Source organism: Prosthecobacter sp., from assembly GCF_044222345.1.
GTDB lineage: Bacteria > Verrucomicrobiota > Verrucomicrobiia > Verrucomicrobiales > Verrucomicrobiaceae > Prosthecobacter.
This window is the reverse complement of sequence record NZ_JBGANL010000023.1, coordinates 1-12,354: the sequence shown is the minus strand read 5'-3', so window position 1 is coordinate 12,354 and position 12,354 is coordinate 1. Positions and strand designations below refer to the sequence as shown.

At 56.7% G+C, this 12,354-nt stretch carries 14 protein-coding genes and 3 tRNA genes; 12 read left to right on the top strand and 5 right to left on the bottom strand.

The window, feature by feature from the left end:
• Positions 1–16 precede the first annotated feature (16 nt).
• From ACILSL_RS13755 to ACILSL_RS13745, 3 genes are all read left to right on the top strand, one after another.
• Positions 17–3,541, top strand: a complete 3,525-nt coding sequence (locus ACILSL_RS13755) for a DEAD/DEAH box helicase (RefSeq protein WP_395732614.1) — start codon at positions 17–19, stop codon at positions 3,539–3,541.
• Between the two features lie 290 nt (positions 3,542–3,831).
• A tRNA-Ile gene (locus ACILSL_RS13750) sits at positions 3,832–3,907 on the top strand.
• A gap of 203 nt (positions 3,908–4,110) precedes the next feature.
• The gene (locus ACILSL_RS13745; RefSeq protein WP_395732613.1) at positions 4,111–4,968 is read left to right on the top strand and encodes an alpha/beta hydrolase fold domain-containing protein; all 858 of its coding nucleotides are present in this window, start codon (positions 4,111–4,113) and stop codon (positions 4,966–4,968) included.
• A gap of 63 nt (positions 4,969–5,031) precedes the next feature.
• On the opposite strand, the gene ACILSL_RS13740 is transcribed toward ACILSL_RS13745, so the two are convergent.
• Both ACILSL_RS13740 and ACILSL_RS13735 read right to left on the bottom strand, forming a co-directional pair.
• Positions 5,032–5,107 (bottom strand) — tRNA-Arg (locus tag ACILSL_RS13740).
• A gap of 54 nt (positions 5,108–5,161) precedes the next feature.
• Entirely contained in the window at positions 5,162–5,905 is a 744-nt protein-coding gene (locus tag ACILSL_RS13735; protein ID WP_395732612.1) for an HAD family hydrolase, read from the bottom strand.
• 121 nt (positions 5,906–6,026) lie between these two features.
• On the opposite strand from ACILSL_RS13735, the gene ndk reads away from it, so the two are divergent.
• The 5 genes from ndk (at position 6,027) to ACILSL_RS13710 (ending at position 9,361) form a co-directional block, all read left to right on the top strand.
• Positions 6,027–6,452: a nucleoside-diphosphate kinase gene (gene ndk, locus ACILSL_RS13730; RefSeq protein ID WP_395732611.1), complete on the top strand. Its 426-nt coding sequence runs from the start codon at positions 6,027–6,029 to the stop codon at positions 6,450–6,452.
• Positions 6,453–6,497: 45 nt separating this feature from the next.
• Positions 6,498–6,582: transfer RNA gene (locus ACILSL_RS13725), tRNA-Leu, on the top strand.
• A gap of 165 nt (positions 6,583–6,747) precedes the next feature.
• Entirely contained in the window at positions 6,748–8,166 is a 1,419-nt protein-coding gene (locus ACILSL_RS13720; RefSeq protein WP_395732610.1) for a hypothetical protein, read from the top strand.
• Between the two features lie 286 nt (positions 8,167–8,452).
• Positions 8,453–8,635 (top strand): hypothetical protein, encoded by a 183-nt coding sequence (locus tag ACILSL_RS13715; RefSeq protein ID WP_395732609.1) that lies wholly within the window; start codon positions 8,453–8,455, stop codon positions 8,633–8,635.
• A gap of 69 nt (positions 8,636–8,704) precedes the next feature.
• Positions 8,705–9,361 (top strand): hypothetical protein, encoded by a 657-nt coding sequence (locus ACILSL_RS13710; protein ID WP_395732608.1) that lies wholly within the window; start codon positions 8,705–8,707, stop codon positions 9,359–9,361.
• A gap of 81 nt (positions 9,362–9,442) precedes the next feature.
• Here ACILSL_RS13710 and ACILSL_RS13705 read toward each other — a convergent pair whose 3' ends face one another.
• A complete protein-coding gene (locus ACILSL_RS13705) occupies positions 9,443–9,640 on the bottom strand; it encodes a hypothetical protein (RefSeq protein WP_395732607.1) in 198 nt (65 codons plus the stop codon).
• Between the two features lie 57 nt (positions 9,641–9,697).
• Between ACILSL_RS13705 and ACILSL_RS13700 the strand changes: the two genes are divergently transcribed.
• Both ACILSL_RS13700 and ACILSL_RS13695 read left to right on the top strand, forming a co-directional pair.
• A complete protein-coding gene (locus ACILSL_RS13700; RefSeq protein WP_395732606.1) occupies positions 9,698–10,192 on the top strand; it encodes a hypothetical protein in 495 nt (164 codons plus the stop codon).
• A gap of 56 nt (positions 10,193–10,248) precedes the next feature.
• Positions 10,249–10,416 (top strand): hypothetical protein, encoded by a 168-nt coding sequence (locus ACILSL_RS13695; protein ID WP_395732605.1) that lies wholly within the window; start codon positions 10,249–10,251, stop codon positions 10,414–10,416.
• A gap of 58 nt (positions 10,417–10,474) precedes the next feature.
• On the opposite strand, the gene ACILSL_RS13690 is transcribed toward ACILSL_RS13695, so the two are convergent.
• Both ACILSL_RS13690 and ACILSL_RS13685 read right to left on the bottom strand, forming a co-directional pair.
• On the bottom strand, positions 10,475–10,771 hold the full coding sequence (locus ACILSL_RS13690; RefSeq protein WP_395732604.1) for a DUF6804 family protein: 297 nt from the start codon (positions 10,769–10,771) through the stop codon (positions 10,475–10,477).
• 6 nt (positions 10,772–10,777) lie between these two features.
• A complete protein-coding gene (locus ACILSL_RS13685; protein ID WP_395732603.1) occupies positions 10,778–10,999 on the bottom strand; it encodes a hypothetical protein in 222 nt (73 codons plus the stop codon).
• A 222-nt stretch (positions 11,000–11,221) separates the two neighbouring features.
• Between ACILSL_RS13685 and ACILSL_RS13680 the strand changes: the two genes are divergently transcribed.
• Both ACILSL_RS13680 and ACILSL_RS13675 read left to right on the top strand, forming a co-directional pair.
• The gene (locus tag ACILSL_RS13680) at positions 11,222–11,344 is read left to right on the top strand and encodes a hypothetical protein (protein ID WP_395732602.1); all 123 of its coding nucleotides are present in this window, start codon (positions 11,222–11,224) and stop codon (positions 11,342–11,344) included.
• A gap of 147 nt (positions 11,345–11,491) precedes the next feature.
• A complete protein-coding gene (locus ACILSL_RS13675) occupies positions 11,492–12,268 on the top strand; it encodes an SH3 domain-containing protein (RefSeq protein ID WP_395732601.1) in 777 nt (258 codons plus the stop codon).
• Positions 12,269–12,354: the final 86 nt, after the last annotated feature.

Sequence of the window (12,354 nt, the reverse complement as noted above, 5' to 3'; positions counted from 1 at the left end):
GGCCTCAATTCCTCGCATGTCCAGCCTCATCACCGACCTTCCCATTCTGCTCCGCCCGTTCGACGCACGCACCCGTCAGGAGGCGGAACGCCTTGCGGACGATGATGCCGTGAGGGGACTGGAACTGCTGGAGGATGAAATGATGGCCGAGGTGCGGCTGGATGACCGCCCTGCCCAGGTGCGCTGGCTGCGCGGTGAGCATGGCTGGCACGGCGAAACCGACGTGGATGACGATCAGGAACTGGAGGATCTGGCCCTGTGCACCACGCTGGTGGCCTTGCAGCGCCGCGAGGCCCGTGGCACGCTGCCGATGGTTCCGGTGGAGGAAGAGGATTTTGAGCACCTGCTCACCGCCAAGCTCGAGCGCCCGCTGACGCCCGATGAGGAGAATTATCTGAGCAAGATGGAGAAGCGCTATGAGCGCGTGCGCCTGACCGGCAAGATCTTTGACCAGGACATGGTGCGTCTGCACCCGAAGTGGGCGATCCAGAGCCTCGACCCAGTGGCGCTGTGGCCTGAAGCGCCCAAAACCCTGCGTGAGTTCTGGAACTATATCGCACTCGCGCTCGCGGACAAAGGACTCGCGGTGCCGGCTTTCCTGCGCGGCATGTCCGACATCGACGGCACCCGTGAAGCCCTGCGTGAATGGCGGCACGCCAGCACCGTGCCGACGTGGCAGAAGCGCATCCGCGAGTTCATCGACGCGCGTCAGGATGACCGGCACACCCACCGCCAGCCGCCGCGTGTGTGTGACTTCCGCCTGCTCATCACGGTGAATGATGCGCGCCTGCAGATGCGCCTTGAAGGTGAAACGCCATCCCCGTACACCACGGTCGATGCCGCGCTGCTCGACAACCTGCGCCGTGAACACCGTGATGGACGCATTGTGACTTCAGGCGGTTCGGAGCTGCTGCTGGTCTCCTGTCTGTCCCAGAGTGATGAGAACTGGAACGACTCCTTCCGACTGGAATCCAAACATCATGCGCTATGGCTCGCGACGCTGTTCCAACAGCCGGCGCTGCAGGAGCGCATGATCACGCTGGATGAACTGCCTTTCCACCGTGTGGCGGAGCCTTTGAGCTGGGTGGCACGCCTGAGTGAAAACGGCCTGAATCTGACCCTTCAGCTTGAAACTGCGGACGGGACTCCCGCTCCGCTGCCGCTGCGCATTCTGCGCGGGGTGCAGACGTTGTACCTGAGCTCGGACACATTGTTCAGCGGTCCGGTCTGGCTGCATGACGAGTCACGCATCGATGCAGCTGTCACCATGCCGCTGGAGGCGCTGGCCACCGCCGAGGGCATCTCCTTCATGCGTGAGATCGACATCCCGGTGCCCGACGCGATCAAGAGCCGTGTGCGCCATGAGGATCTGCATGTGAACATCACCGCCGCCTGCCTGGCCAAGACCTCGCACTCCGGCGGCGCTGAGTTTGTCACTCTCAAAGCCGAAGCGGTCGATGGTGAAGGGCGCGTGCGTGAGATGCTGCGCTTTTCCGGCTGGCAGCCGGTGGATGAAAAAAAAACGACTGACACCGACACCGACGCCATCGTCTGCCGTGACCGGCGAGCTCTGAGGGATGCCGAAGAGCTGATGAACCAGCTGCGCCGCACCTGGGACATGGAAAATGACGCCTGGCGCGTGCGCATGGCGAAAGATTTCCCGGACATGTTTCATGCCTGGGCCGGGCAGCTGCCTGAAAACGTCAATTTGAAGACGGATGAAAGCTTGCAGACGATTCTCGCCGATCCGCTGATTGCACGCGTGCGCATCGAGGCCACCCAGGCCGGCAGCATTGACTGGCTGGACCTGCGTCTGGTTTTTGACATCGAAGGGATGGACCTCAAGCCCGCCGACATCCGCCGCCTCATCGCCGCGAAGGGAGAGTTCGTGCGTCTGGCGGATGGCAGCTGGCGACGTGTGAAGCTGGAGCTCAGCGATGAGCAGCAGGAGATGCTCGACCGTCTCGGTATCGACCTCAATGAGAACAGCGACGAGGCCCATCGCCTGCACTGGCGGCAGCTCGCGCAGGAGAATGCGGCGGAGATCGTCAATCCGAAGGCCTGGAGCAAGATCGTGGAGCGCATGGAGGAGGCGAAGCTCGATGCGCGCCCTGACGTCCCCCAGGGCTTGAACGTCACGCTGCGTCCCTATCAGGTCGATGGTTTTCATTTCCTGACCTATCTCACCTCCAATCGATTCGGCGGCATCCTGGCGGATGACATGGGCCTGGGCAAAACCCTGCAGGCCATCACGTGGGTGCTGTGGCTGCGCTCCCGCAAAAAAGCTGACGGACCGCACCTGCCCGTGCTTGTGGTCTGTCCGAAATCGGTGCTCGACGTGTGGGCGCTGGAGTTCAAGAAGGGCTCGCCGGATCTGCGGGTGCTGGTGCTGCATGACCGCGATCTGTTTGATCTGAACCTGGTGATGACGCAGATCGACGTGGTGGTGATGAACTACGCGCAGATGCGTGGTTTTGATGGCGAGCTCGCCGCCGTCCGCTGGCTTGCAGCGATTCTCGACGAAGGCCAGCACATCAAGAACCCGGATTCGAAGGCCGCCAAGGCAGCGCGCCAAATTCGCGCCGACAACCGTCTGGTGCTGACGGGCACGCCGTTGGAAAACCGCCTGCTTGATCTTTGGAGTCTGATGACTTTTGCGACACCCGGAGCCCTGGGTGAGCGCGCCTACTTCCACCGCCACTTTGACCGCCGCAAAGATCCGCGTGCCTCGGAGCGACTGGCCGCGCGCCTGCGTCCGTTCCTGCTGCGCCGTACGAAATCCCAGGTGGCTCGTGACCTGCCTTCACGCAGTGAAGAAAACCTGCTCAGCGAGATGAGCGGACGCCAGGCAGAGCTTTACAAAGAAGAACTGGCCCGCGCGCAGCACATGGTGCTGAACAGCTCCGGCTTTGACATGGTGAACCGCCGCCGCTTTGCCATTTTGCAGGCCCTGACGCGCCTGCGGCAGATCTGCTGCCATCCGGGTCTCGTGGACAAAACGGCGGAGAATGCAGAGAGCGCCAAGCTCACCTCCACCCTGGAAGTGATTCAAGGGCTGCATGATGAAGGCCACAAGGTGCTGCTCTTCAGCCAGTTTGTCTCCATGCTGAAGATCATCCGCACCAAGCTGGAAGAGATGAAGCTGCCGTACCACTGGCTCACCGGAGCCAGTACGGACCGTGCTGGAATCGTCAAAGCCTTCCAGGAAGATGAAAACGCCAGTGTGTTCCTGCTGTCCCTCAAGGCCGGCGGCAGCGGTCTGAATCTGACCGCCGCGTCCTACGTCATCCTGTACGATCCATGGTGGAACCCTGCCGTGGAGAACCAGGCGATTGACCGGGCACATCGTATCGGCCAGACGCAGCCTGTCATGGCCTACCGCATGCTGACGAAGAGCACGATCGAGGAAAAGATCATGACCTTGCAGCACAAGAAGAACCTCATGGTTAACAACGTGCTTGGCGAAGGCGGCTTCACCAACCTGCTGGAGAAGGAGGACTTCGACTTCCTGTTTGATATTGAGGCGGAGAGGACGGTTTAGTATCGCTCTATCTCATTGAAATGCGGATGACGGCATCGTGGGGTGATGGGACCTTTTCTCGCGCCTCTTCATGGCGCTATCTGAATCAATGGCCTGTGGGTGCAAGTGGGACCCAGGCTTGCCGTTTCGCGACTGCGCCCCCGGCTGAGTCCGTGGGTCTTCCAGACCTGATGCGGTGAGGCATTTTGAGGCGAGTGGCAGGATTTTGCAGAGAGGTCTGCAATCGATGCCGCAAGATCATCAGTTGCCGCGTGTTCTGTGCGATGCATAATCGCATGCACCGTGCGCATGCTCCTGTAGCTCAACGGTTAGAGCAGGGGACTCATAATCCCTTGGTTGCGGGTTCGAATCCCACCGGGAGCACCACTGAAGAATGTCGGCACCGACGTTCATGATCTTTGAGCTGCCGCTGCAATGTACTTTTTGATGCGGTGCCTCATGACCACACCCGCGAAACGCCTTCCAATCGCAAGTCTGGCGTACGCGATCTCGACATCGATCCTTTGCAACAGAGACGAGAAGTCCTCTTCTGCGTATATGTCATGACCATGCGCTTTCTTGATTTTCCGATGACTTCCGCCGCTGGGTCAATCGCATCAGGTATCGGAAGAAGCATCTGCCTCATTGTCATGCTGCTGGTGGCGGGTTGCTCCTCCTATGGGCCGGAGCGCCCGGGTGAAAAAATGTACCGCGATGTTCTGTTTGCTGCACCGGGCGGGCACAAGCTGCACATGGACTTGTATGTGCCTCAAACAGCCAAACCCGCACCCGTGGTGCTGTGGATTTTTGGCGGGTGCTGGAGGTTTGGCAGCAAGGGCTACCATGTGAACGTGCGGGATCTCACCAGCGCAGGCATCGCGGTGGCTTCCATTCAATACCGCATGACCAACACCGCAGTGTACCCAGCGCAACTGAAGGACTGCCAGGCCGCTGCGCAATGGCTGCGCGATAACGGCGCTCGTTACGGAATCGACGCCAGGCGCATGGGGGCCAGCGGTGAATCGTCCGGGGGGCAGCTGGCAGCACTGCTTGGTGCCACCGAGGGAAAGTCGCGCATTCGGGCGGTGTGCGCGCTGTATCCGGTGACCGATCTGATCGAACTGGGAAGCTTGTATGCGAAACGCAGCGTCGGGCTGAACCTCATCGAGAAACTGCTGGGAGGAGCCATCGAGCAAAAACTCGACCTGGCTGCAGATGCGAGCCCCGTCTTCCATATCAACTCCTCACTGCCGCCGTTCCTCATCATCCATGGAGATCGTGACAGAATCATTCCAGTGGAACACAGCGAGTGGTTCTTTCAGGCCCTTTCCGCAGCCCGAGTCAAAGCCCAGCTCATTGTGGTGCCTGACAAAGGGCATTGGTTTCGGCTGAACAACGAGCAGTTCGCTGAAGTGTCGAGATTTTTCCAAGTGCACCTGGCCAGGTGAATCCCGGCATTGAGCCGAAAGCAAACCGGTGCGGGAACCGATTTTCATGCGGCTTTTCCCGCATGGTGCACCCGGCAGGGATCGAACCTGCGACCAGCCGATTAGAAATCGGCTGCTCTATCCACTGAGCTACGGGTGCCTCGCTTAACCGGCGCGATCATAAGTCCATCTGCGCCTTGAGCAAGGGCGCGCTTCATTCCGGATGCAAGCCGAACATTTGCAGCACCACGCGGAGCATGTCTCCGAGCTTGTTGTCATAGGGGCGCTCGGGGTGCAGGATGGCCCAGCCGCGCTGCCTGCCGATGGCGGCGAGGCTGCGGGAGGGGTGGACGAGGACGCCGTAGCCGGCGTATTCGAGCAGGGGCAGGTCGGCGGCGCTGTCGGAGTAGCTCCAGCTTTGAGAGCGTTCCTGGTCGGTGAGTTCGGTCAGGCCGGGCACGACTTCTTCCATGGCGGTGATCTTGGCCGCGTGCTTGTTGTTGCCAGTGACGAGCCTGGGCATGCTGGGAAATTTGGCACCGACCTCAAACCGCGTGGCGAGGCAGTGATCAAACCCAAGGGCGTGGGCGATCTCATGCGCGTAGAAGTCGGGGCTGGCGGTGTTGAGCACCAGCACGCGGTGCTGGTGCTTGTGGCGGAGGATTTCGGCGCGGAGAGATGGGTAGGCCCACTTCGGCACACAGATTTCGGCGAACTCTCTGGCATATCTGGCCAGGCGCTCGCGAGGCATGCCGCGCAGGTAACTCAGAAAGGCGCGCTTGGCGGTGGCGGTGCTGACGAGACCGCAGGCGCGAGCCAGTGCGACTGGCACGAAGAGTCCGTGCAGGAGCACGCGCCAGGGCTCGCGGTGCAGCACGAAGTTGCAAAAGAGCGCCTGCGTGTCGAACGGCAGCAGCGTGTGATCGAGATCAAAGAAAGCGTAGGAGCGTGCAGGCATGACGCGGAGGGGAAGGCGGCGCAGAGCCTAGCGCCGCGTTTCCATCTGGCAAAACATTCCCAGCCTTGACGGATGCAGCGGCGGACGGCAGTGTACGCACCCTTTTTCCCCCAAGACCCTCATGGCCCAAGAAACCACCCTCATCCTGCTCAAACCTGACTGCGTCGCACGCGGCATCAATGGCGAAGTCCTCAAGCGTCTCGAAGACGAAGGCTTCCGCATTCGTGGCTGCAAGATGCTCCAGCTCACGGATGAACTGCTCAAGGAGCACTACTCGCACATCGCGGACAAGCCTTTCTTCCCGGATGTGGCCAGCTTCATGAAGAGCAAGCCGGTGATTGCCGTGGCCATCAGCGGAGAGAACATCATCTCCCACGTGCGTGATCTCCTGGGCCCGACGGATTCCAAGATCGCGCCGAAGGGCACCATCCGTGGTGACTTTGGCTCTGACAAGATGACCAACGTCGTCCATGCCTCCGACTCCCCCGAAGCCGCCGCAGTCGAACTGAAGCGCTTTTTCAAGGATGGCGAGATTTTCAGCTATTGAGGCATTCGGCTTTGCCGCTACACTCGCGGCGCAGGCATTCCCCACGCCGCTGTGGTGAAATGGTAAACACAGCAGACTTAAAATCTGCTGGGAGGTAACTCCCTTGCCGGTTCGAGTCCGGCCAGCGGCACTGCTTGTTTTACTGGGTGAAAAGGGCGTTTTCCCCAGTGAAATGAAGGAATGCAAGGCGTAGCCGGAGCAGGTTGAAGAGGTTAAAGGCAACGATGGAAGGGGGTGGTATGGGGGTGACTTCGTTGTTGCAAAGTGTCACCAAGAGTGTCACCAATTGGTCACCATGAGCAGCGAGACTTTTTGGAAGAGCCGGACCGTGCGGAAAATTCGCGGTGTCACTGTGTCGTTTTACCGCCGTTACGAGGGGTCGAACTTCACGATGGACTTCAAATGGATGAAGAAGCGGGTGCGTGAACTCACCGATTGCGCGACGGTGAAGGAGGCCGAGGAGGCGGCGAAGGCGAAGCTGCAAAAGATGCAGGAGGCGGGCAATGGGGTCGAACAGATGCGGGCCGGACAGGCTCGACGTTCGCTGAACATTGCGACGGTGAAGCAGATCCACGATGCCGCGAAGACGGGGGACAAGATTTGTTCGGACGGGGCGATGCGCGCCTACCTGTCGAGCTGGCTGCGTCTCGCGCGAGTGGTCAATGATTCCAACCCTTGGAGCGTGACGATTGACCAGGTGCTGACCAAGGAGAACGTGCTGCGGTTCTATTCGCTGGGCCAGGGCGGCAAGGAGGGTGCGGTGAACCGAGTTGATAAACTGGACTGCAACAGCGGCTTGAATGCGTGCCTGCGTGGCGTGAAAGCTTTGTTCCGGCCTGACATGATCGACGCGAAGTTTGCCGGGCTGCACGTGCCGGACGTCGCACCGATCCGGGCGATGTGGTCGCTTCCCGAACCGGACCATAGTTTCGCGCCGTGGGATCACGACGTCTATGCGGCGATGGAGAAGGCCAGCACGGAACTGCGCACGATGCAGATCGCCGGACCGCTGGCGCCGGGGATGCTGGTGAAATCGGTCTATGCCTCACGCGGGACGCCTCTGCATGAGCTGGGCGACAAGGCGGGGATTTTGCAGGCGGTGGGTGCGGACAGCGCGCGCGTGGCTTGGGCGCTCGATGGCGTGACGGTGACGCATGAGGTGCCGCTGGACCGGCTGCGGGCGGTGAAGCTGGACTATGCGGAGCTGTGGCTGGTCAACACGATGCTGCGACGGCTGGGCCTGCGCAATAAGGAGCTGCTGGCCGCCAAGCGGGAGTGGATTGAACAGCGGCCCGACAAGGATGGGAAGCCGCAATGGGTGCTGAGCATTCGGAAACGTGCCGACTTTGACCCGCTCAAGGACGGTGCACCCCGCAATCTGGTGCTGGATGATGAGCTGCGCGAGATCCTGCTGAAGCGTGAGGGGCTGCTGATTGCACCGACGCTGGCGAACGAGGCGCGCAAGGAGCTGGTGGAACGACTGCACAACACCTGGCTGCGGCAGTTCATTCCAGACCGCACGAAGGGCAACCACGAGCTGAGAATGTGGGCAGGCTCGATTGTGTACATGCGGTCGGGACTGGCGGCAGCGAGCTACTTTCTCGGACACAAGAGCCAGGTCACCACGGAACGCTTTTACGCGACGTGGTTTCAGAATGCGGAGGCTCTGGACGGCGAGGCGGTGGGACGCGCTCTGGTGGCCGAGGCAGCGTGATTGCCGGCGAAGTGGGACAGTAGGTTAGAACAATGTCTGCGCAGGGAGACGGCTGTTTAAACCTCTGTCCCGCAGCGACGCTAAGCGTCTATTCAAAGCAGGCTAAAAATATGCTTAATCATGAATATTGGACCTGTTCCCAATCCATAGTATGTTTGTAAACAAGTAAAAAAATGCTTGTCTGCCTTAATAAAATCATTAGGCTCCGCATCCATCTCCCGCCCTCTGGAGGGAAATGCTGTAGTTTTTACCGCACTCTCGTTCTATGGACTATTCATTTGCACACATGAAATCTGATGGCTTACTCGACGAACTCGACGTTGCAGTCATCTGCCGCCCATCCAAAGGGATGGGTAAGATCCCAAATGCTCCTTCAACTGTAGTCGATGATTTTTCGGTGGCTGATGTTGTTGCATGTTGCGAGGAATCTCGCGAGATCAGCAAAAATAAGACTCTGATAAAAGCCTAATTCACACCTTGAATCGAAACCGGAGGGTGCATTGCACCCTCTTTTTATTAACACCTGTGTAGTAAAAGTATGGGGCTCCTAGACGGCGAAGACGCAAAGATTGACCACAAAACTGTTAGCACTCTTTTGGAAGGGGTTTCGATTTATTGGGACAAATATCTCAAAGACGAGACGGGGTGTTCTCCTGAATTTACATCTAAAGGTGTTGATCGCTTGTGTCGTTTTGCTTCGAAACACATTTTCACTTCGGAATTTTTTCCGAAGCAGCCAGGACCTTTCAAAAGGGCTGCTGCCCTTGTCATTCTTGCGCGACATCTCGAATGCGTCAGCTTCATAGGCACGGCTTCTGTTTACCTGAAAGACGAAGAAAAATTAACGGACTACAAAGCCAAGTTCGCATTTTATTGTATCGCTCCCACTCTCAAGCAACTACGCCTCACCAAAAGCGCGGCTAATCTCGAAAAAACTTGGGCTCCAGCGACCAACCACCTACGTGCTGAAATGATTGCATGGTTAAAATGGCTGGAGGCTCCAAGCCTTGACGGTGTGTTCGATGGCCCGCGTCTCTGTCGAGCGATCATGGCGCTGTCTATGATTATAGAGCAGTCATATTACATTACGAAAAACAATCTGATTTGCGACGTGATGGAAAAGCCCTGCCCAATCACTGGCGACGATAACGCGGTAATTAAGAACCTCCTGATGGATATGAACGATTGCAGGTAGTCTTGAGCAATTGTCTACGAGAAGTGCAGTTGCCTTGAGTTATTAAACGCCATATTCGTGCGCGGAAGACCGGCAGGTTCACTATTTGGGTTTTGATAAACTGCGTGTTTTTGCTGGGCTTTTTGTATTCTCGGCGAGGGCGTCATCAAAGAGGGCGCGGATGAATTCGGCCTTGTTGGCGTAGCCTTTCTGCGCGGCGAGCTTGGCTAGGGCAGCGTCTTTCTCGGCGCTGATGTAGGCCCCGGCGAGCTTGGTACCGCTTTGTCGTTGGTTCGGCATTTTTATGAAAACAGGGGTTCGCTCTGTTATAACTTCATTTACTGGCAATAATCCTGCATGAAATCAAACCCATCATTTTTGAGAATAATCTTTCTTTTGGCCACCTTTGCCTCAGGCCTGCAAGGCCAATCTTTTGCGGCTGAGAAATCAAAATATTTTGGAGCCAAGCTGATTGAGCTCGATTCCCTGATTGATCAATCCAAAAGAAATAACGTTCAATTCATGGTGACCGACTCGCTTAAGATCATGGGGAGAGTGGTTATCAACAGAATAAGAACACCCATGACAGCAGTCGATTTTGCCAACGCGAAAGCAAAATTTTTTGCTGAAGAAGGAACGCTAATTTCAAAACCAACGTCCGGGTGGTTTGCTACTAACGACTCGACCTATGAAGCTGTTACTGGATCCAATGATACGAAAATACACATATACACCCGAGTGATGAAGTCAGATTTGGAATGTTACTGGATTATCGGCACCATGAGTGAAGGTAATTGGAAAACAAATGGGGAAGCGCTCCGCACGCTTATTGACTCATTTAAATTCAATTGAACCTAAATTGATCTTCCCAGATAGTGGCGGTTGCTGAGCCTCATCTTGTTAGTTTCTTGTTGATTCCCAGTGCTTTGCTTCTTGAGGCGGAAGGATCTTGCCTCGCAGCCTTCGATATTCAGAGCCGTATCACCAAGGAACGCTTTTACGCGACGTGGTTTCAGAACGCGGAGGCGCTGGATGGCGAGGCGGTGGGGCGCGCTCTGGTGGCTGAGGCGGCGTGATTTGCTCTTTGAACTGGGATTCGAGCCGTTGCCTGCATCCGTTTTGTTCGCCCTTGGTTTAGTGTTGAGTGCGGTGATATGCAAGAAGTCCGATCCCTGTAAAAATGTTGGCCGCCACCCAAAGCTCTCGTCCCAAATGAACCTTGATGATCGGGTTGTAAAGCAGAGCCAAGCAGACCAAAAACCACGTCCAAGGTGATTCAGACGGCGGGCGGGCGCAAATGAGAGTCCATACTGCCCACGAGCAAACTGCGACTCTCAAAATCATGTAGAATCCGTATGGCAGCGAAGCGCATCCAAGAAATGCAAGCGCAGCAACGATGAGAGTGAAGTGGCGTCGTGAAGATTCTGTCATCCTGAATCAGTTCCCAAAAATCTTGGCAAGCAGCCACAAGCCAGCCAACAGCATCAATGCAGGAATGATGAGCTGAAGAATGCATCCGACACCCATTGCGGCACCGCCTGCGGCGGCACCAAGGGCCTCAGATGCTCTTTCTTTCGGGTCTGACTTGTCGGAAGAAAACAGTGCAAACACTCCAAATAGGACGGCTAGGCCGCCAATGATCCAAAGTATTGTGGTCATGGAATACGGGGGCTAAATCTTTTGATAGGCTGCGGTGGCATTGAGTTGGGCGAACAGTGTGGATGGTGAACAGGTTTCAAGTTTTGTCAGGCGCTTTATTGCCCACATTTATGTAGGAAAAGTACGGAACGTGGCGCTCATGAGTGTCGTTTTACCCTCCTAGGCCGTTGCTGGGCAACAAAAATGTGGCTTTGCAACGGCCTAGGAGGGTCAATTCCATGTGTGAATAATCCCAACACCACACCCAAACTGGAGGAACGGCTGCGCGGCGTAACGCGGCTGAAGCAGTCCAGCAAGCGGACGGAAGAATGCTCTGTGCCATGGTACAAGGCCGAGGCGGCGTGATTTGCGGGCGGGGTTAGTTGCGGGACTTGCGGGCCTCCACGTACTGCGCCATTGCATTTGCCACCTTGTTAGGCTCCATATTTACTGTGACCATTTTTCTTGTGCAAACGATGCGCTAACAATTACTCACGAATGCGATTTACCTGAATGGCTAGCACATCCAACCAGAACCGAGAGCAAAAGCAGCATCCCATAGTAGGCATCATTGTGTTGTTGTTGCTGGCAATGGCGGTTTTTCTGCTTATGCCGGGCATGGCGCTTATTGCATTCTTCGCCGACACTTTAGCATTGCGTCTCGACCCTGTTCAGATGTGGGCGTTCAGCATTGTCATATCACTTTGCGTATTCGTTGTTTTACGAATTTTGGCACCTGATACGAGTGTCGCAGGGTGGCGTTATTTAATACTTTGCGGCACGTTAGCCGTGCTGTTTATTCTCTTTTTCTTTGGCCTCAAGGCCCCTTTTTCTAAGCGTTGGGTCGTTTTATTTATCCCGGCTGGTGAGCCTTCCTCTCACCGGAACACAACAGGTACGACAGATAGCCAAGCGGTGAGCGTGAACACCACACCAGCCGATACGCGTGTTGAGATTCCGCGGGCGCTTCCAGTTGAAACGCCTGACGAGATCCCTCGGGCTCTTCCGGTTTCCGACTCGTCTCCGCCATTAAAACCGCTTTTGTCGTCGTTTCCTGCTCAGGAAACACGTCCAGTGTTTTACAGCGTTACTGGAGTTGGAATCGGCGACACCCTCAATGTCCGAAATGGACCCGGCGTCAGTAACACGATTTCCGCGAGATTGCCCAATGGGTTCAACGGCATCCGCATTATCGGCCCACCCATGATGAACGGAACTACTGAATGGGTTCAAATTGAATTTGAAGGAGGCTATGGATGGGTAACGAAGCAATACCTTCAAGCCGAATGAACGCAAAGCTCAAAATGTAGTTTCAACGCAACAGCTACGATCCATGACGAATTACATTCTATCTGCGCTCGACATAGTTGGCTCAT

Bases quoted from the DNA above. Each gene is read 5' to 3' on its own strand.
- ACILSL_RS13705 (WP_395732607.1), bottom strand. From the start codon at position 9,640: ATGCCGAACCAACGACAAAGCGGTACCAAGCTCGCCGGGGCCTACATC.
- ACILSL_RS13690 (WP_395732604.1), bottom strand. From the start codon at position 10,771: ATGACAGAATCTTCACGACGCCACTTCACTCTCATCGTTGCTGCGCTT.
- ACILSL_RS13735 (WP_395732612.1), bottom strand. From the start codon at position 5,905: ATGCCTGCACGCTCCTACGCTTTCTTTGATCTCGATCACACGCTGCTG.
- ACILSL_RS13710 (WP_395732608.1), top strand. From the start codon at position 8,705: ATGGGGCTCCTAGACGGCGAAGACGCAAAGATTGACCACAAAACTGTT.
- ndk (WP_395732611.1), top strand. From the start codon at position 6,027: ATGGCCCAAGAAACCACCCTCATCCTGCTCAAACCTGACTGCGTCGCA.
- ACILSL_RS13675 (WP_395732601.1), top strand. From the start codon at position 11,492: ATGGCTAGCACATCCAACCAGAACCGAGAGCAAAAGCAGCATCCCATA.
- ACILSL_RS13720 (WP_395732610.1), top strand. From the start codon at position 6,748: ATGAGCAGCGAGACTTTTTGGAAGAGCCGGACCGTGCGGAAAATTCGC.
- ACILSL_RS13745 (WP_395732613.1), top strand. From the start codon at position 4,111: ATGACTTCCGCCGCTGGGTCAATCGCATCAGGTATCGGAAGAAGCATC.
- ACILSL_RS13700 (WP_395732606.1), top strand. From the start codon at position 9,698: ATGAAATCAAACCCATCATTTTTGAGAATAATCTTTCTTTTGGCCACC.
- ACILSL_RS13685 (WP_395732603.1), bottom strand. From the start codon at position 10,999: ATGACCACAATACTTTGGATCATTGGCGGCCTAGCCGTCCTATTTGGA.
- ACILSL_RS13755 (WP_395732614.1), top strand. From the start codon at position 17: ATGTCCAGCCTCATCACCGACCTTCCCATTCTGCTCCGCCCGTTCGAC.
- ACILSL_RS13715 (WP_395732609.1), top strand. From the start codon at position 8,453: ATGAAATCTGATGGCTTACTCGACGAACTCGACGTTGCAGTCATCTGC.